The 18573-nt window shown below is 68.0% G+C and carries 18 protein-coding genes; 8 read left to right on the top strand and 10 right to left on the bottom strand.

All coding sequences use genetic code 11. The annotated features are described in order from the left end of the window. Positions 1–146 precede the first annotated feature (146 nt). From coaD to J7495_RS17395, 3 genes are read right to left on the bottom strand one after another with little or no spacing between them, the layout of a single operon-like run. Complete coding sequence (coaD, locus tag J7495_RS17405) at positions 147–653, bottom strand: pantetheine-phosphate adenylyltransferase (RefSeq protein ID WP_294058115.1); 507 nt, start codon at positions 651–653, stop codon at positions 147–149. A gap of 36 nt (positions 654–689) precedes the next feature. Further along, on the bottom strand, positions 690–1586 hold the full coding sequence (locus J7495_RS17400; RefSeq protein ID WP_294058113.1) for a polyprenyl synthetase family protein: 897 nt from the start codon (positions 1584–1586) through the stop codon (positions 690–692). An 18-nt stretch (positions 1587–1604) separates the two neighbouring features. After that, positions 1605–1850 (bottom strand): exodeoxyribonuclease VII small subunit, encoded by a 246-nt coding sequence (locus tag J7495_RS17395; protein WP_294058112.1) that lies wholly within the window; start codon positions 1848–1850, stop codon positions 1605–1607. Between the two features lie 117 nt (positions 1851–1967). Between J7495_RS17395 and J7495_RS17390 the strand changes: the two genes are divergently transcribed. After that, a complete protein-coding gene (locus J7495_RS17390; protein WP_294058110.1) occupies positions 1968–3350 on the top strand; it encodes an NAD-dependent succinate-semialdehyde dehydrogenase in 1383 nt (460 codons plus the stop codon). A 140-nt stretch (positions 3351–3490) separates the two neighbouring features. Here the strand turns inward: J7495_RS17390 and J7495_RS17385 are convergent, their stop codons facing one another. From J7495_RS17385 to J7495_RS17375, 3 genes are all read right to left on the bottom strand, one after another. Then, positions 3491–3880 (bottom strand): plastocyanin/azurin family copper-binding protein, encoded by a 390-nt coding sequence (locus tag J7495_RS17385; RefSeq protein WP_294058109.1) that lies wholly within the window; start codon positions 3878–3880, stop codon positions 3491–3493. Between the two features lie 104 nt (positions 3881–3984). Continuing rightward, entirely contained in the window at positions 3985–5679 is a 1695-nt protein-coding gene (locus tag J7495_RS17380; RefSeq protein ID WP_294058107.1) for an AMP-binding protein, read from the bottom strand. A gap of 61 nt (positions 5680–5740) precedes the next feature. After that, entirely contained in the window at positions 5741–7432 is a 1692-nt protein-coding gene (locus tag J7495_RS17375; protein WP_294058117.1) for a diguanylate cyclase, read from the bottom strand. Positions 7433–7558: 126 nt separating this feature from the next. On the opposite strand from J7495_RS17375, the gene J7495_RS17370 reads away from it, so the two are divergent. Beyond that, complete coding sequence (locus J7495_RS17370) at positions 7559–8773, top strand: DUF418 domain-containing protein (protein ID WP_294058105.1); 1215 nt, start codon at positions 7559–7561, stop codon at positions 8771–8773. A gap of 110 nt (positions 8774–8883) precedes the next feature. On the opposite strand, the gene clpA is transcribed toward J7495_RS17370, so the two are convergent. Beyond that, complete coding sequence (clpA, locus tag J7495_RS17365) at positions 8884–11208, bottom strand: ATP-dependent Clp protease ATP-binding subunit ClpA (protein WP_294058104.1); 2325 nt, start codon at positions 11206–11208, stop codon at positions 8884–8886. A gap of 138 nt (positions 11209–11346) precedes the next feature. Further along, on the bottom strand, positions 11347–11544 hold the full coding sequence (locus J7495_RS17360) for a DUF1192 domain-containing protein (protein WP_294058103.1): 198 nt from the start codon (positions 11542–11544) through the stop codon (positions 11347–11349). Positions 11545–11777: 233 nt separating this feature from the next. Here J7495_RS17360 and J7495_RS17355 point away from each other — a divergent pair, with 233 nt between their 5' ends. Continuing rightward, the gene (locus tag J7495_RS17355) at positions 11778–12779 is read left to right on the top strand and encodes an NAD(P)H-quinone oxidoreductase (RefSeq protein ID WP_294058101.1); all 1002 of its coding nucleotides are present in this window, start codon (positions 11778–11780) and stop codon (positions 12777–12779) included. On the opposite strand, the gene J7495_RS17350 is transcribed toward J7495_RS17355, so the two are convergent. After that, positions 12780–13220 (bottom strand): hypothetical protein, encoded by a 441-nt coding sequence (locus J7495_RS17350; protein WP_294058100.1) that lies wholly within the window; start codon positions 13218–13220, stop codon positions 12780–12782. Between the two features lie 96 nt (positions 13221–13316). Here J7495_RS17350 and J7495_RS17345 point away from each other — a divergent pair, with 96 nt between their 5' ends. The 5 genes from J7495_RS17345 (at position 13317) to J7495_RS17325 (ending at position 17555) form a co-directional block, all read left to right on the top strand. Next, on the top strand, positions 13317–13916 hold the full coding sequence (locus tag J7495_RS17345; protein WP_294058098.1) for a hypothetical protein: 600 nt from the start codon (positions 13317–13319) through the stop codon (positions 13914–13916). Positions 13917–14015: 99 nt separating this feature from the next. Next, positions 14016–14630, top strand: a complete 615-nt coding sequence (locus J7495_RS17340; RefSeq protein ID WP_294058096.1) for a glutathione S-transferase family protein — start codon at positions 14016–14018, stop codon at positions 14628–14630. 233 nt (positions 14631–14863) lie between these two features. Continuing rightward, complete coding sequence (locus J7495_RS17335) at positions 14864–15730, top strand: UDP-2,3-diacylglucosamine diphosphatase (RefSeq protein WP_294058094.1); 867 nt, start codon at positions 14864–14866, stop codon at positions 15728–15730. Positions 15731–15744: 14 nt separating this feature from the next. After that, complete coding sequence (locus J7495_RS17330) at positions 15745–16767, top strand: glycosyltransferase family 1 protein (protein ID WP_294058093.1); 1023 nt, start codon at positions 15745–15747, stop codon at positions 16765–16767. A gap of 116 nt (positions 16768–16883) precedes the next feature. Further along, complete coding sequence (locus J7495_RS17325; protein WP_294058092.1) at positions 16884–17555, top strand: DUF1013 domain-containing protein; 672 nt, start codon at positions 16884–16886, stop codon at positions 17553–17555. An 81-nt stretch (positions 17556–17636) separates the two neighbouring features. Here J7495_RS17325 and J7495_RS17320 read toward each other — a convergent pair whose 3' ends face one another. After that, a complete protein-coding gene (locus J7495_RS17320; RefSeq protein WP_294058090.1) occupies positions 17637–18455 on the bottom strand; it encodes an arylamine N-acetyltransferase in 819 nt (272 codons plus the stop codon). Positions 18456–18573: the final 118 nt, after the last annotated feature.

Here is an 18573-nt window from a genome sequence, read left to right as displayed (position 1 = left end):
GGGTGGACGTGCTGGGCCGCAAGGGCAGCTGAGCTTTGCGTCGCGATGCGGCACCGGCCCGCTCCCCCACCCGGCCACCCATAGAATAAACTTCCGTTGGGTGGCCGGGTGGGGGAGCGGGCCGGTGCCGCATCGCGACGCAAAGCTCAGCTGCCCTTGCGGCCCAGCACGTCCACCCGCGCCGCCACCTCGGCCTCGACCGCGGGCGAGACGAACTTGTGGATCTTGCCGCCGAACAGCGCGATCTCCTTGACCAGCCGGCTCGCGATCGGCTGGAGCGAGACGTCGGCCATCAGGAAGACCGTCTCGATCCGGTCGTTGAGCTGTTGGTTCATCCCGGCCATCTGATATTCATATTCGAAGTCGGCGACGGCGCGCAGCCCGCGGACGATCATGCTGGCCCCTTCGCGCTCGGCGAAGTCCATCAGCAGCGAATCGAAGCTGACGACCCGGATGTCGCCGCCGATCCCCGCGGTCTCGCGCTCGACCATCGCCATCCGCTCCGCGAGCGTGAACATCGGCGACTTGGAAGGATTGGTGGTCACCCCGATCACCAGCCGGTCGACCAGCTTGGCACCGCGGCGGATGATGTCCATGTGGCCGAGCGTGATCGGGTCGAACGTGCCGGGATAGACGCCGGTGCGGAGAGTCATGGTCTGCCTTTCAGCGAGGGTACGGCCGCGCGGCGCTCACCGGTCGCGCTCCAGCACGTAGCGGGCGATGTCGCGCAGCAGGTCGGCCTCGGTGCCGAAGGTGTGGAGATGCGCCACTGCCTGCTCGACGAGCATCCCCGCCTGCTCACGCGCGCGATCGAGACCGAGCAGCGAGAGGAAGGTCTCCTTGCCGCGCGCGCCGTCCTTGCGGAGCTTCTTGCCGGCGAGTTCCTCGTCGCCCTCGGCATCGAGGATGTCGTCGGCGATCTGGAAGGCGAGGCCGACGTCGCGGGCATAGCCGCGCAGGCCCGTGCGCCCCTCCGGCGGCACGCGGCCGAGGATCGCGCCCGCCTCGACCGAGCAGGCGATCAGCGCGCCGGTCTTCATCGCCTGGAGCCGGGTGACCGTCGGCAGGTCGAAGCTCGCCTTCTCGGCCTCGAGGTCCATCATCTGCCCGCCCGCCATGCCCGAGGGGCCCGCAGCGCGCGCGATCTCGCCGGTCAGCTCGATGCGCACGAAGGGGTCGGGATGCGACGTCTCGTGCGACAGGATCTCGAAGGCGAGCGCATGGAGGCAGTCGCCCGCGAGGATCGCGGTCGCCTCGTCGAAGGCCTTGTGGACGGTCGGCTTGCCGCGGCGCAGGTCGTCGTCGTCCATCGCGGGCAGATCGTCGTGGATCAGCGAATAGACGTGGATGCACTCGACTGCGGTGGCGACGCGCGCGGTGCAGCTGCGGTCGACGCCGAACAGCCGCCCGGTCGCGAAGACGAGCAGCGGGCGCAGGCGCTTGCCGCCGCCGATCGCGGCGTGGCGCATCGCGGCGTAGAGCCCGGCGCGCGGATCCTCGGGGATGGGGAGCAGCAGATCGAACTGGCGATCGATCTCGTCGGAGACCTGGCGCAGCGCAGCCTCGAGCGCGAGCGAGGCGGGCATGATCCCCCGGCGCTCCACTCAGCCCGCGGCGAAGGGCTGGGTGCCCGCCGGCCGGCCCTCGGCATCGAGCCGGATCGATTCGATCCGCGCCTGCGCCGAATCGAGCCGCGCCTGGCACTGGCGGCGCAGCTTGTCGCCTCGCTCGTACAGGTCGATCGCTTCCTGGAGCTGGGCGTCGCCGCTTTCCAGCCGCCCGACGATCCGTTCGAGCTCCTTCAGCGCTTCCTCGAACGAAAGCCCCGCAACATCCGCTTCCTCTGCCATGGACGCGCTATGCGGCAGGCGGCGGGGCAAAGGCAACATGCCTTCGGGCAATTGAAGTGGCGTGGGGCTGGGCCTAGCTGAGCGGCGTTCCTTCCCCCGGATCCGGAGTCGCGCCTCATGTTCACCAGCATCAACCCCGCCACCGGCGAAGCCGCCGCGCCGATCGCCGAGCTCGACGATGCGGGAATCGAAGCCGCGCTCGAGCGCGCGCACGCGCGGTTCCGGCTGTGGCGCGAGACGAGCCTGGAAGAGCGTGCCGCGCTGCTGACGGCGATCGCCGACCGCTGGGAAGCCGGCAAGCGCCGCCTCGCCGAGACGGCGGTGGCGGAGATGGGCAAGACGATCACGTCCGCGATCGCCGAAGTCGACAAATGCATCTTCGGCTTCCGTCATTACGCCGCGCAGGGTGCGTCGTACCTCGAGGCGGAGACGGTGAAGACCGCGTCGGGCCATGCGGTGGCGCGCTGGCTGCCGATGGGGCCGGTGCTCGCGGTGATGCCGTGGAACTTCCCCTATTGGCAGGTGGTGCGATTCCTCGCGCCGACGCTGATGGCGGGCAATGTCGCGCTGCTAAAGCATGCGTCGAGCGTGCAGGGCTGCGGCGCGCTGATGGACGAGCTGATCCGCGCGGCGGGCGCGCCCGAGGGGCTGTTCCAGAACCTCGCGATTCGGTCGGGCAAGGTCGCGGACCTCATCGCCGACAAGCGCGTGGTCGCGGTGACGCTGACCGGCAGCGAAGGCGCGGGCGTGCAGGTGGCGAGCGCGGCGGGCAAGGCGCTCAAGAAGGTCGTGCTCGAGCTCGGCGGGTCGGACCCGCTGATCGTGATGCCCTCGGCCGATCTCGACGCGGCGGCGAGGACCGCGGTGACCGCGCGCGTGCAGAACGCCGGGCAGAGCTGCATCTGCGCCAAGCGGATGATCGTCCACGCCGACGTCTATGATGCGTTCCTCGACAAGTTCGTCGCGGGGATGAAGGCGGTGAAGATCGGCGATCCGATGGCGGCGGACACGGTGATGGGACCGCTCTCCAGCGTCGAGCAGCGCGACACGGTGCTCGAGCAGGTCACGCGGGCGAAGGCCGAGGGCGCGACGCTGCTGTTCGGCGCGGAGCCGATCGACCGGCCGGGCGCGTGGATGACGCCGGGGGTGTTGGTGGGGCTCGATCCCGGGAACGACGTGGCGAAGGAGGAGATCTTCGGGCCGGTCGCGGTGGTCTACAAGGCGAACGACATCGACCATGCGGTCGCGCTGGCGAACGACGTGCCGTACGGGCTGGGCTCGGCGGTGTGGAGCAACGACGAGGCCGACATCGAGCGGTTCGCGCGCGACGTCGAATCGGGGATGATGGCGGTGAACACGCTGCTCGCCTCGACCCCCGAGGCGCCGTTCGGCGGGGTGAAGCTCTCGGGCCACGGCCGCGAGCTGGGGCCTTGGGGGATGCACGAGTTCATGAATTTGAAGGCCGTGATGTACGGGGAACCGGTGCACGGGGGCGATTGAGGACCTTTGAGCCCTTTAAGCCCCTCCCCTTCAGGGGAGGGGTTGGGGTGGGGGCTGTCCGGCAAGCACGGGCCTCGATCTCGGTGAGACTTACATGCCCCACCCCAACCCCTCCCCTGAAGGGGAGGGGCTTTTTGGTCTCACCCCACCACGATCTGCCCCGTCATTCCGAAGCTCGCATGCAGGAAATGCGTGCAGCGCACCGGATAGGTTCCCGCCGCGGGCGCGATGAAGTGGATGTCGACCGGCGCGTCCGAATCGACCTCGACCTTCCCGCCGGCGATCTTCGCGCGGTCCGCCGGGGCGACCTTCGCGGCGGCGAAGAAGGCCTTGGCCTCGAAGCTGTGGCTGCCGCTGCTCGTCAGGTGCAGCACATAAGCGGCGCCCGGCTTCATCCGGATCGTCGTGGGGCTGAACTTGAAGTTGCTCATCGCCACGTCGACGCGCTGGGGCGCGGGCTGCTGGCGCGCCTCGGCGGCGGGCACCGCGAGCAGGGCGAGTAGCGGGGCGGCGAAGCGGAATGGGGTCATCGAACTCTCCTCAGGCATCGAGTCTACCGCTGCGGCCGACCCAATCCAACCACCGTCATCCCGGCGAAAGCCGGGATGACGGGTGAGGGAGCGATTGCTGCGTTCTAAGACGCCTCCGCCGCGATCTCCGCCTTCAGATCCTTGCGGCTCAGCTTGCCGATCATCGTCTTGGGCAGGCTCTCGCGCACCACGACTTCGGCGACGCGCTCGTGCTTGCCGATCCGCGCGTTGAGCCAGGTCGTCAGCTCGGGCCCGTCGGCGGTCGCATCGTCGGCCAGCGTGACATAGGCGTGCGGCAGCTCGCCGTGATAGGCGTCGGGCAACCCGAGCACGAGCGCCTCCTTCACCGCCGGATTCTGGTAGAGCACCGCTTCGATCTGGCTCGGGAACACCTTGAAGCCGCCGACCGCGATCATGTCCTTGAGGCGATCGACGATCGAGATATAGCCGTCGTCGTCGATCAGCCCGACGTCGCCGGTGCGCAGCCAGCGCACGCCCTCGGCATCGGTCACGAACACCTCGGCATCGGCGTCGGGTCGGTTCCAATAGCCCTTCATGATCTGCGGCCCGGCGACGACGATCTCCCCCGGCTGCCCCTCGGGGGCTGGCGCTTGCGGGTTCTCCTTGTCGACGAGGCGCACCCGCGTCGCCGCGATCGGCTGGCCGATCGTCCCGGGCTTGTTGAGCCCGGCATAGGGGTTGGTCGAGACCACGCCCGAGCTTTCGGACAGGCCATAGCCTTCGATCACCCGCGCGCCGGTGATCTTCTCGAAGCTCTGCTTGAGCTGCTCGGGGAGCGGCGCGCCGCCCGAGACGCAGAAGCGCAGGCTGGTGAAGTCGCCCGGCCGCATCCCCGGCGCACCGATCAGCGCCTGGTACATCGTCGGCACGCCGGGCAGCGAGCGGGGGCGCGTGCGGCGCAGCTCGGCGAGCGCCTGCTTGGCGTTGAACCGCGGCAGCATCACGATCTCGCCGCCGGTCAGCACGGTGCGGTTGAGCACGCAGGTGTTGGCGAAGACGTGGAAGAAGGGCAGCACCCCCAGGATCGTGTCGCGCGCCGTGCCCAGCTCGGGATCGAGCAGCGCGACCTGGCGCGCGTTCGCCGAGAGGTTCTGGTGGGTGAGCATCGCCCCCTTTGGCGTGCCGGTGGTGCCGCCGGTGTATTGGATCAGCGCGATGTCGTGCTCGGGATCCACCGGCGCAGGCGTGAAGCTGCCGTCGTTGGCGATCAGCTGCGAGAAGGCCGAGATGCGCGCATCCTCGGGCCGGGCCGCGACTTCGCCGCCCTTGAACAGCCGGTAGAAGATCGACTTGGCCGCGGGCAGCGCGCCCGCCACCGATCCCACCACCAGCCGCTCGAGCCTGCTGCCCTCCAGCACCTTGAGCGCCGTCGGCAGCAGCGCCGAGGCCGAGAGCGTGAACAGCAGCCGCGTTCCCGAATCGTCGACCTGGTGCGCCAGTTCCTCGGCGGTGTAGAGCGGCGAGAAGTTCACCACCGTCGCGCCGAGGCGGAGGATGCCGTAATAGGCCGCGACATAGTGCGGCACGTTGGGCAGGAAGAGCCCGATCCGGTCGCCCTTGCCATAGCCCAGCGCCGCCAGCCCGTGCGCGACGCGATGCGCGCCGTTCCGGACCTCGGCATAGCTGTAGTGGCGCCCCATGAAATCGAGCAGCCGCGCCTGGGGATGCGCGGTCGCGCTCGCTTCGAACAGCTCGACCATCGAGGTCGGCGGGAAGGGCGTGTCCCAGGCGCCGGGGTGGCGATAGGCAGTGCGCCAGGCGTGCTCGGGATCGCTCATTGACAGGGCTGTAAGCAGGGGGTCGGGCCGAGACAAGGCCTACCAAGGCTTAGGTTGAGCCTCAAGCCGCGGCGGCGCAGCGGGCCCGGTCGCGGCCCTGCGACTTGGCTTCGAACAGCGCCGAATCGGCGCCGCGGTAGAGCGATTTCCACTCGCGCTCGTTGGTGAGCAGGCCCGAGCAGCTGCCGATGCTCGCGGTCACCGTGAGGTCGAAGGGCATGCGCGTCGCGCGCAGCCGCGCCAGCACGATCTCGGGCTCGACCGCGCTGTGCGCGTCGCTGAGGATCGCGAACTCCTCGCCGCCGATCCGCGCGACCAGCGTTCCCGCCGGCACCGCATTGCGCAGCATCCGTGCGAACAGCCGCAGCACTTCGTCGCCGCCGTCGTGGCCGAGCGTGTCGTTGACCGACTTGAAATGGTCGAGGTCCGCGATCTGCAGCACCTGCGCGCCATCCCGCCCGATCGCCTGCTCGAGGAAGGCGCGGCGGTTGAGCAGCCCGGTGAGCGGATCGAGGTCGGCGAGGCGGCGCGCCAGCTCCTCGCCGAGGATCGCTTCGTCGCGCTCCTTGCCGAGCAGCTTGATCCGATAGGCGATCGCGAAGCTCGAGAGCAGCGCCTCGGCGACCATCGAGATCAGCGTCGAATTGTCGAGCCAGAAGCTCCAGTCGACGATGTGGAGGTTGGCGAAGACGCGCAGGATCGCCGTCAGGATCGGCAGCCCCCAGGCAATCGCGAACAGCCAGAGATAGTTGCTCCGCGTCCGCCAGGCGCGCCAGAGGGTCGGCACCACCACGGTCGCCATGCCGAGGAAGGTGAGCGTGAACACCAGGTCGACCGTGCGCACCGCGAGCGGCGCAGCGAAGAAGAAGACGAGCCCGCCGCCGATCATCACGCTCGCGCAGATGACGGTGAGCTTGCCGAGCCAGTCGGCGAACACGCGCTCCTCGAAGAAGCTGCGCGCGAAGATCAGCGCGGCGGCGCCGGCGAGGCTGAGCTCGAGATAGTTGAAGCGCAGCCGCAGCGTGTTCGGGGCATGCGGCAGCGCCCAGGAGAGCGCGCCCGAAGAGGAGAAGGCATAGGCCAGCAGCGAGGCGACCATCGCGCAATAATAGAGCTGGAAGCGGTGCCGCATCGCGCCCCAGAGCGCGAGGTTGAACACCAGCAGCGCGATGCACAGCCCCGCGAAGGCCGAGTACATCGCTCCCATGGTGAGGTTTGCCCGCGCGCTCTCCTGCGCGGTCACGACGCGCGCGCCGATCATCACGCCGCGCATGTTGGCCGAATCCTCGACGTGCCAGAGCAGCCGCGCGACACGGGAGTGCGAGGCCGGGATCGGCTGCTCGGTCTGCGCGCCGAGCTGGACCAGCCGGTTGAGCTGGAAACGGTCGGCATGCGTCGCGGCGACATGGCCGTCGGCATAGACGACGTTGAGCGTGGCGCCGCGCTGCCACAGCGTCGCATAGCGCACCGCAAGCGGGTCGCTCGCGCTGGAGAGCCGGTCGACCGGGCTGGAGAGCACCCACCAGTCGCCCGCGCCGAGCTTGTACTGCGACGTGTTGCAGTCGAACCATTGGGGATGGCGCAGCACCTCGGCGGCAGTGAGCCCCGGCCGGTCGCGGAGCAGGCAGACGCCGAGGGGCTGGCCCGCGACGCCGGCCTGGGCATGCGCCGGCGCGGCCGGAACCAGCCATAGCGCCGCCAGCAGGACAAAGCCCGCTGCCAGCGATCGTACCAGGCCCGCCCTCCTGAACATGGCCACCGGACTAGGTACGCATCGACAACATTCGGTAAACGCCTGCAATAACGGAGCAAAGCCTTTCCTGTTTCGTTCCTTGGCGCGCGGCCTATATGCTCGCCCCGACAGATCGGAAGGAGACTGATGTCCGGTACGGCGTATCCGCCGCGCGCGAGCGCGGACCAGCGGCTTGAAGTGGTGGACGTGCTGCGCGGATTCGCGCTCTCCGGCCTGTTCCTCGTCCACATGATGGAATGCTACGAGCTCTACTGGGCCAAGCCCCAGCCTGGCCCGATCGTCGACACTGTCTTCCTGTTCTTCATGGGCAAGAGCTTCTCGCTGCTGGCGCTGTGCTTCGGCTTCAGCTTCTTCATCCTGATGGACCGCGCCGCCAAGCGCGGGGTGGATTTCACGGCGCGCTTCGCGTGGCGCCTGCTGATGCTGGTGGGGATCGGCACGATCCATTCGCTGGTCTATCGCGGCGACATCATCCAGCTGCTCGCGATGATGGGCTTCGTGCTGCTGCTCGCCGACCGGATCAAGGACAACCGCATCCTGCTCGCCCTCGCGATCGCCGCGTTGAGCGGGCCGGTGCTGATCGTCAGCTTCTTCGCCGCTGCGGCAGGGGCGGGCTGGGCCAATGCCTCGCCCAACCATTGGGTCGACCCGGCGATGGCGGCGTACACCGGCGGCTCGTTCTGGGATTATTTCACGGCCAACCTCTGGGTCGGCCAGCTGCCCAAATGGTGGTTCATGATCGAGACCGGGCGGCTGCTCGAGATCCTCGGCCTCTATCTCTTCGGGCTGGTGCTCGGCCGTATCGGTTTCTTCGCGCGGCCCGAGGCCTTCGCCAAGGTGCGCTGGATCGCGCTGGGCATCGCGGTGCCGCTGGCGATCGCGCTCGAGCTGGTGCGCGAGCCCGCGGCGAGCTGGGTGATCGACCATGGCTATGGCGAGGCCGCGGCGCGCGAGCTGCGCTACCTGCTGTCGAGTTGGCTGGGGCTGGCGGGCAGCGCGGCCTGGGCATTGCTGCTGATCGCTTTGTTCCAGGGCTGGGGACGCTCCCTGCTTCGCGTCTTCGCGCCGGTCGGGCGGCTGACGCTGACCTTCTACGTCGCGCAATCGGTGGTGTTCGTGCCGACCTTCTACAATTGGGGTCTCGGCCTGTGGGACGATTGGGACGCGCAGACGCGCCTCGTCGTCGCGCTGATCGCGATCGCCGCGCAGATGGGCTTCGCCCAGGCCTGGCTCGCGCGCTACCATTACGGCCCGCTCGAATGGGTGTGGCGCGCGCTGACCTACCGAACCTGGGACATCCCCTTCCGCCGCGCGCGACCGAAGCTGGCGACCGCGGCTTAGGGTCTCGCCGACCTGCCCCCCTTCAGGGGAGGGCTTTTCCGTTGCCCCCAAACGAAATCGCCGCCGCTCCCGGGGGAGCGGCGGCGATCACGATCGACGATACTCGAAGCTTACTTGCCGGCCTTGGCCGCTACCGTCTTCTTGCCGCCCTTCTTGGGCTTCGGCGCGGCGGGCGTGATCTCGAAGACCAGCGCATTGTCCTTCAGCTTCACATTCACTTCGCCGCCGTGGATGAGCTTTCCGAACAGCAGCTCCTCGGCGAGCGGCTGCTTGACCTTCTCCTGGATCAGGCGGCCCATCGGGCGTGCGCCGTAGAGCTTGTCGTAGCCGCGCTCGGTGAGCCACACCTTGGCGGCATCGTCGAGCTGGATGTGGACGTTGCGGTCGGCCAGCTGCAGCTCGAGCTGCAGGATGAACTTGTCGACCACGCGGCTCACCACTTCGGTGGGCAGGTAATCGAACGGCACGATCGCATCGAGGCGGTTGCGGAATTCCGGCGTGAAGAGCTTCTTCACGGCGTCTTCCTGGACGTCCTCGCGGCTGAGCTGGCCGAAGCCGATCGATTCGCGCGCCATGTCCGAAGCGCCCGCATTGGTCGTCATGATCAGGATGACGTTGCGGAAGTCGACGGTCTTGCCGTGGTGGTCGGTCAGCTTGCCGTTGTCCATCACCTGCAGGAGGATGTTGAACAGGTCCGGATGGGCCTTCTCGACTTCGTCGAGCAGCAGCACGCAATGCGGGTTCTGGTCGACCGCGTCGGTGAGCAGGCCGCCCTGGTCATAGCCGACATAGCCGGGAGGGGCGCCGATCAGCCGCGAGACGCTGTGGCGCTCCATATACTCCGACATGTCGAAGCGCTGGAGCGGGATGCCGAGCAGCTCGGCGAGCTGCTTGGTGACTTCGGTCTTGCCGACGCCGGTGGGCCCGGAGAAGAGATAGTTGCCGATCGGCTTCTCGATCTCGCGCAATCCCGCGCGGCTCAGCTTGATCGCCGAGCTCAGCACCTCGATCGCCTTGTCCTGGCCGAACACCACGCGCTTCAGATCGGTCTCCAGGTTGGCGAGCACCTTGGTGTCGTCGCTCGAGACGGTCTTCGGGGGGATGCGCGCCATCGTCGCGATCACCTGCTCGATCTCCTTCACGGTGATCGTCTTCTTGCGCTTCGACGGCGGCACCAGCATCTGCATCGCGCCGACCTCGTCGATCACGTCGATCGCCTTGTCGGGCAGCTTGCGGTCGTTGATGTAGCGCGACGAGAGCTCGACCGCCGACTTGATCGCCTCGGGCGTGTACTTGACCGAGTGATGGTCCTCGAACGCCGAGCGCAGGCCGGTGAGGATCTTGATCGTGTCCTCGACCGTCGGCTCGTTGACGTCGATCTTCTGGAAGCGCCGCAGCAGCGCGCGGTCCTTCTCGAAGTGGTTGCGGAACTCCTTGTAGGTGGTCGAGCCGATGCAGCGGATCGTGCCGCCCGACAGCGCCGGCTTGAGCAGGTTCGACGCGTCCATCGCGCCGCCCGAGGTGGCGCCAGCACCGATCACCGTGTGGATCTCGTCGATGAACAGGATCGCGTGCGGCAGCTTCTCGAGCTCGGAGACGACCTGCTTCAGCCGCTCCTCGAAGTCGCCGCGGTAGCGGGTGCCGGCGAGCAGCGCGCCCATGTCGAGCGAATAGATGACCGCGGGCTTGAGCACGTCGGGCACGTCGCCCTCGATGATCTTGCGCGCGAGCCCTTCCGCGATCGCGGTCTTGCCCACGCCCGGATCGCCCACATAGAGCGGGTTGTTCTTCGAGCGGCGGCACAGGATCTGCACGGTGCGGTCGACTTCGGCGGTGCGGCCGATCAGCGGATCGACCTTGCCGATCTTCGCCTTCTCGTTGAGGTCGACGGTGAACTGCTTGAGCGCGCTCTCGCCCTTGCCGCTCTTGGTCTCCTGCTTGGCCTGCTTCTCTTCCTCGGCCGCGCCCTTCACTTCGCGCGTCTCGCTGGGCGCGCCGCCCTTGCCGACGCCGTGCGAGATGAAGCTGACCGCGTCGAGCCGGCTCATGTCCTGCTGCTGGAGGAAATAGACCGCATAGCTCTCGCGCTCGCTGAACAAGGCGACGAGCACGTTGGCGCCGGTCACTTCGTCGCGACCCGAGGACTGGACGTGGAGGATCGCGCGCTGGACGACGCGCTGGAAGCCGCTGGTGGGCGAGGGGTCGGTCGCCTGGTCGACCTTCAGCGCCTCCAGCTCGGTGTCGAGATAATGCGCGACGGTGGTCTTGAGTTCGGCGAGATCGACGCCGCAGGCGCTCATCACCTTCGAGGCATGCTCGTCGTCGACGAGCGCCAGGAGGAGGTGCTCGAGCGTCGCATATTCGTGGCGGCGCGAGCTGGCGGCCTCAAGGGCCTTGTGAAGCGTGGATTCGAGCGCGGAGGCGAAACTAGGCATGCAATGACACTCCAGTCGGGCCGGTGAGACACTGGGCCCGTTGATCCCTTATGTCGGGAGGACAGGGCGCCGCATCAAGCGTTTCGGCCCTGCACCGGCGTCTGGCGGCGTATCGCCCGATTGCCGGTGCACGAACGCTCATCGCTTGAATAGGGCGTCAGCGCTTGCGCGATGGTTAACGGCGCGTTCCATTCGTGTCTTGGCACGCACGATTTCCGCTTCGAGGGCGGTGATCCGCTCCTCCAGTTCCTCGACCGACAGCGGATCGAGGTCCTGGCTCGCCAGCTGGCGGAGCAGATCGTCCTTTCGACGCGGCAGATTGTCGTCGATATCCATCGTGTCTCCAGGGTCGTCCCGGCACCGTCCTAAGTCAATGCGGGGCGAGTCCCACGGTGGAAACTACGGTAAACCGCGGTCGGTTGCATGGCCGGTTGATCCAGGTTTGGGGTGTGACTCTTCTGTCACATTTCGCCGATGGCCGATAGTTTGTTGCGCTGGCGTCACACCCGCTTGACCGAAGCCCCACCGAGCGGCCAAGTCGGCGCGTCACTCGCTCCGAAACGGTCCCGATGAACCTTCCCGAACGCATGCTCGCGATCGATCCCGAGGCACCCGGCGGGCCCGAGGTGCTGGTGCCCGTCGAACGGCCGGTGCCCAGGCCCGGGCCGGGCGAGCTGCTGATCCGCGTCGCCGCCGCCGGCGTGAACCGGCCCGAAGTGATGCAGCGCATGGGCGTCTATCCGCCGCCGCCCGGCGCGCCTTCGATCCTCGGCATGGAATGCGCGGGCGAGGTCGTCGCGGTGGGCGAGGGCGCGCCGGCGGAGCTGCTCGGCCAGCCGGTCTGCGCGCTGATCGCGGGCGGCGCCTATGCCGAATATGCCGTGGCGCCCGCGGGCACCTGCCTGCCCGTCCCCGAATCGCTCTCGATGGTCGAGGCGGCGGCGATGCCCGAGACGCTGTTCACCGTGTGGAGCAACCTGTTCGAGCGCGCCTATGCGGTCGAGGGCGAGACCGTGCTCGTCCATGGCGGCACCAGCGGGATCGGCACGATGGCGATCGGGCTCGGCCAGCTCTTCGGGCTGAGCGTGATCGTGACGGCCGGCTCGGCCGCCAAGTGCCGGGCGGCGCTCGACCTGGGGGCCGCGCATGCGATCGACTACAAGGCCGAGGATTTCGTCGCGCGGGTCAAGGCGATCACCGGTGGCGCGGGAGTGAACGTCGTGCTCGACATGGTCGGCGGCGACTATGTCCCGCGCAACCTCGCCTGCCTCGCCGAGGACGGCCGGCACGTTTCGATCGCGGTGCAGCGCGGCGTCGAGGCGACGATCCCGATCTGGCAGGTGATGCGCCGCCGGCTGACGCTGACCGGCTCGACGCTGCGCCCGCGCTCGGTCGAGTTCAAGGCGATGCTCGCCGACGAGCTCGCGCGCACCGTCTGGCCGCATGTCGCCGAGGGGCGGCTCAAGCCGGTGATCGATTCGGTGTTCCCGCTCGCCGACGCCGCGGGCGCGCACCGGCGGATGGAATCGGGGGAGCATGTGGGGAAGATCGTGCTCCAGGTCGGCGGCTGATCAGGCCCGGCGACGCTCCGGCTCGCTCGCGGCGAGGAGGCGGGCGACGATCGGGAAGACTTCCTTTTCCTCCCAGGCGATGCGCAGCCGGAGCAGCCGGCGCTGCTCGCTCACCCCGGCGTGGAAGCCCTTGGGATCCTTGCAGATGCGCTCCATCGTCCACACGCCGTAATGCTGGGTGGTGCTCTGGCGGAGCTTGATCAGGTCCTGGGTGAACTTCCATGCGAGCCGGCGGTGCTCGGGGTCTTCGCTGGCCTGCAGCGTCGCGGTGATGAGCGCCTGCTTGTTGAGGACATGGGTGACGATCACCTTGCCGAGTGCGTGGCGGGCGGCAGCGATTCGATCGATGCTGAGCTCGGGCTCGCTGGCAACGGCCATGACGGCCTCGGTGAGCCGCACGAGCTCGCGATGCTCGTGGTAGATGATGTCCAGTCCTTGCACGCCCTTTACTCCTTCGGACTCTTATAGAGCGATCGGCCGGGTGGAATCGCGCAGAGGAGGCGTTAAGATCGCGCAAGTCATTCGGGGGAAGGCGCGATGGGGGGAAACGAGGCGAAGCGGCTGCTGCCGTTCAAGATCGTCGTGGGCGTGCTGGCGCTGGTGCTGCTCTATGGGTTGCTCGGCAGCCCGCGCTACTGGGTGCTGCACGATCAGCCGGTGGTGGCGCACATGCGAGCGATCAAGGTGCCGAGCGAGCTCGGCGACCTGACCGGGGAGATCCTGGCGGGCGGGGTCCAGGTCCGGAACCGCACGAGCAAGGCCGAGCAGTTCCTCCGCGTCTTCCGCGCCGCGCACGGCCAGACGGTCGCGCCGGCGAGCTTCGCCAACATGACCGCGCCGGCGGTCGGCTATTCGATCCGCGAGATCGGCTTCTTCGGCATGCCGTTCGGCTGGTACAGGGAGTATGGCGACGTCGTCTATGTGCGCAACGACTGGGGCACGATCTACGGCCCCCTCGAACCGCCGGCGATGGCGGCGGTCAACAAGGCCAACGGCGGCGACGTGACCCAAGGCAATCTCTTCCCCTTCTGGAACCATTGCTGGGGCTGGCTGTGGGTCGCCGGGCTGGGGCTGGCGCTGTGGCTCTGGCACCGCGCCCAGGTGAAGCGCCGCGAGGAACTGGGGCTGATCGACTGAGCGTCGACCCATAAGTCCAGCTTGCAATTCGCCGCGCGGTTTCGATTGGACCGCGGCGGCCCGATCCGCATGGAAGCGGCAGCGAGGGAGGGTTCCGACATGACGCTGGTGCTTCACGAATATGCCCGGTCGGGCAATTGCTACAAGATCCGGCTGACCGCCGCGCACCTCGGCCTCGCGCTCGAGCGGCGCGAGTACGACATCATGACGGGCGAGACGCGCACGCCGGCGTTCCTCGAAGGGGTGAACGCCAACGGCCGGATCCCGGTGCTCCAGGTCGGCGACCGCTTCCTGCCCGAGAGCAACGCCGCCTGCCACTATCTCGCCGACGGCTCGGCGCTGGTCCCGGCCGATCCCTTCGACCACGCCGACATGCTGCGCTGGATGTTCTGGGAACAGTATAACCACGAGCCCAACGTCGCGACGCTGCGCTTCTGGTACGGCTGGATCGGCGAGGACAATTTCAGCGATGTCCAGCGCGCGATGCTGCCGGGCAAGCGCGCGGCGGGCCAAGCGGCGCTGCAGCTGATGGAGGCGCATCTGGCGGCGCACGACTGGTTCGCCGCGGGGAGCTTCACCCTCGCCGACATCGCGCTCTACGCCTACACGCACGTTTGCGAGGACGGCGGCTTCCGGCTGGGCGACTATCCCCATGTCCAGACCTGGCTCGCCCGCGTCGCCGCGCAGCCGGGGCATGTGACGATCGGAGCGTGAGGAATTATTTTTGAATGCGTGGGTCAATGCAGCGATGAAGGATCGCGCCGGCGCGACAGCGATCGCAAGCGAAACCCGAGTCGGCTCAACCAGTTGATTCGCCTCAACCCGGCGGGACCCGGACTTTCCCCGAAGAAATATGACAAGTCCATGAAACGCCAACGATTCTATTTGTAACATTCCCCCGCCAAAGGCCGCCTACAGGCAAGGGCAAACTGCTGGGGTTTCGCGCAATGGCGACGATTACCAGGCTTCCGTTCGACGTTTCCGACTTCGCCGCTTCGACGCCTTCGATTCCCGAGCGTGCCGTCACCGAGCGGCGGCGCTACCGCACCGTGTGGATCTCGGACGTCCATCTCGGCACGCGCGGCTGCAACGCCGAGGCCCTGATCGACTTCCTCGACCATGTCGACAGCGACATCATGTACCTCGTCGGCGACATCATCGACGGCTGGGCGCTCCGCAAGCGCTTCTACTGGCCGTCGGCGCACAACGACATCGTCTGGCGCATCCTCAAGCGCGCGCGCCGCGGCACGCGGATCGTCTACGTCCCCGGCAACCACGACGAATTCTTCCGCCAGTTCACCGGGCTGAACTTCGGCGGCGTCGAGATCAGCCGCACCGCGGTCCACGAGACCGCCGACGGCCGCCGGCTGCTGGTCCTCCACGGCGACGAGTTCGACGCGATCATGCTCTCGCACCGCTGGCTCGCGCATGTCGGCGACATGGCCTATGAGATGCTGATGGGTTGCAACCGCTGGCTGAACGCGGTGCGCGGCCTGATGGGGCTACCTTATTGGTCGCTTTCGAAATATGCCAAGTCGCGCGTCAAGAACGCCGTCTCCTTCATCTCGCGCTTCGAGGAGGTCGTCGCACGCGAGGCCGGCGCCAAGGGAGTTGACGGAGTCGTGGCAGGGCATATCCATGCTGCCGAGATCCGCAGGATCCACGGGGTCGACTATTATAACGACGGCGATTGGGTCGAGGGCTGTACCGCATTGGTCGAGCACCACGATGGCCGCATGGAGATTCTTCACTGGGTGGACGAAATCACAGCAAGGGAGAAGCCCCGGGAACGGGTGACGACCCTGGCCGCGTAGAGGACTACGAGCCGATGCGGATCGCGATCGTAACCGATGCATGGGAGCCGCAGGTCAATGGCGTCGTGCGCACGCTCCAGTCGGTGCGCCGCGTGCTGGAAGCGCATGGCCATGGCGTGATGGTCATCTCGCCCGACCTGTTCCACTCGTTGCCGTGCCCCACCTATCCCGAGATTCGCCTGGCGATCGCCAGCGTCTCGCGCGTCGGCGGCCTGCTCGAGGAGTTCGACCCCGACGCGATCCACCTGGCGACCGAGGGGCCGCTGTGCGTCGCGGCGCGGCGCTGGTGCCTCAGGAACGACTTCCCCTTCACCACGGCCTATCACACCCAGTTCCCCGACTATGTCTCGGCGCGCTCGGGGGTGCCGGCGGAGTGGATCTGGCGCTACATCCGCTGGTTCCACGAGCCGAGTTCGACGATCCTCGCCTCGACGCCATCGATCCGCCAGTCGCTGGTCGACCATGGGCTGAAGCAGGTTCGCCACTGGGGCCGCGGGGTCGACCTCTCGACCTTCCGCGCCGGCGCCGAGCCGCTTTCCGCGATGAGGGACCTCCGGGGGCCGGTGCAGCTCTACGTCGGCCGCGTCGCGGTCGAGAAGAATCTCGAGGCGTTCCTCGCGTCGAGCCATCCCGGGACCAAGGTGGTCGTCGGCGACGGCCCGGCGCGGGCGACGCTCGCGGCGCGCTATCCCGAGGCCAGGTTCCTCGGCGCGATGTTCGGCGAGGCGCTGGCGCAGGCCTATGCCGCGGCGGACGTGTTCGTCTTCCCGAGCAAGACCGACACTTTCGGGCTGGTGATGATCGAGGCGCTGGCGTGCGGCGTCCCCGTCGCCGCCTATCCGGTTACCGGCCCGATCGACGTGCTCACGCCCGAGACCGGCGCGATGGATGCGGACCTGACGGTGGCGATCGGCGAAGCGCTGACCAAGGACCGGGCCGCCTGCGCCGCCTATGGCCGCAGCTTCACCTGGGAAGCGAGCGCGGCGCAGTTCCTCCACGCGCTGGTCCAGATCCGCCCGGTCCGCGAGGCGGCCTGAGCAAGTAAAGCCTTAACGCGCTTGCTCCTGCTGGCCGATCGGATTAAGTCACCCGCGTGACGCGGCCGCTCCGGCAAGGGGCGGCCCTTATTGTTTCTAGTGTTCGGAGAACCATAGTGGCCCAGCCGCTGATGCCGCATGCGACCGCTTCCTGGCTGGTCGAGAATACCTCGCTGACCTTCGAGCAGATCGCCGATTTCTGCGGGCTCCACATCCTGGAGGTGCAGGCGATCGCCGACGATACCGCGGCGACCAAGCTCACCGGCCGCGACCCCGTCCGCGCGCACGAACTGACGATGGACGAGATCGATCGCGGCCAGGCCAACCCCGATTACCGCCTCAAGATGATGAAGGGCCCCGACCAGGTCCGCCGCACCAAGGGCCCGCGCTACACGCCGGTCTCGAAGCGACAGGACAAGCCAGACGGCATCGCCTGGATCCTGCGCCACCACCCGGAAATCTCGGACGGCGCGATCGGCAAGCTGATCGGCACCACCCGCACCACCATCGCCGCGATCCGCGACCGCAGCCATTGGAACATCGCCAACATCGTTCCCAAGGACCCGGTGACGCTGGGCCTCACCACGCAGCGCGAGCTCGATTCGGCGGTGGCGAAGGCAGCGAAGGCTGCGGGCATCGAAGCGCCGACCGACACGCGCCTGGAAGGCGACCGCGAGGCGCTGATCGAGCAGCTCCGCGCCGAGCGCGAAGCCGCTGCGCGCGAAGCCGAGCTCGCCGAGCATGGCGTGGTCGAGACGCCGGCGTTCATCGATCCGTTCAAGAAGTAAGCTGGGGCCTCCGCTCGGCCGCTCACCGTCATCCCGGCACGGGGCCGGGGTGACGGCTTTGGTCTGGGAGCCTTGCCGTGCTCAAGCTCCCTGCGACGGGAACAGTGCCTCGTGCCGCTCGCGCACGCGTTCCCACAGCCCCGCGACTTCGGGCACGTCCATCCCGAACCGGGTCGCGATCGTCTCGACCAGATCGTCCGCGCTCTCGATCAGGCGCCGCGTCTCGTACGCCGCGGATTTCTCCACCAGCACCCGCCCCCGCAGGCTGAGGTGCGTGTCGCCATGCCGCTGCTGCACCACGAGGTTCTGCACGAAAGGCGATTCGGCGCTCACTTGCAGCGCCTCGCATTTCGCCGCGAGCAGCGCCTCGTCCGCCGGCGTCCCAGCGAAGTCGAAGCTGAACGGCTTTGCCGGATCGGTCCATTCGCTCAATCGCCAATAGCCGTTCCCGAGCCGCACGAGCCGGATGCGATAGGGCGAGTGGGGGTGCTCGCCCTCGGCGAGCGGGATCGGCCGGGCCTGGCTCCCGCCGAAGCCCACGTCGACCAGCCAGTCGGCGCCCTCGAGCGTGACGATGAGCGCGAGATGATTGCCCAGCGCCGCGTCGCCGCGTTCGGCACGCATCACGCCCGCGGCGATCCGCCGAACGCTGAACCCCAGCTCGCCCAGCGCACAGCCGAACAGCCCGTTCTGCTCGAAGCACCAGCCGCCGCGCCGCGCGCCCACCAGCTTGGCGAACGCCGCGTCGAGGCCGATCGTCACCGGCCGGCCGAGCTGCACGTCGAGATTGTCGAACGGCACGCTCGCGACATGGCGCGTCGTCAGCGCGGTCAGCGTGGCGAGGTCGGGCGCGCGGGGGCCCGAATAGCCGATGCGTGCGAAATAGGCGCCGAGGTCCATGGCATCGTCTAGGCTGGAATCGCCGGCTTGCGCCAGCCGGAACGCCGCCGTTCCGATCCTCGCGGCTTGACCTCGCGGCGATTCTGGTTCCTATTTTGTTCTGGCGACGCCCGAGTCG

The sequence above is a fragment of the Sphingomonas sp. genome (genome assembly GCF_017745215.1).
In the GTDB taxonomy this organism is placed as follows: domain Bacteria; phylum Pseudomonadota; class Alphaproteobacteria; order Sphingomonadales; family Sphingomonadaceae; genus Sphingomonas.
Note: the sequence above shows the minus strand (reverse complement) of the source record. Positions and strands in the feature narration are given on the sequence as shown.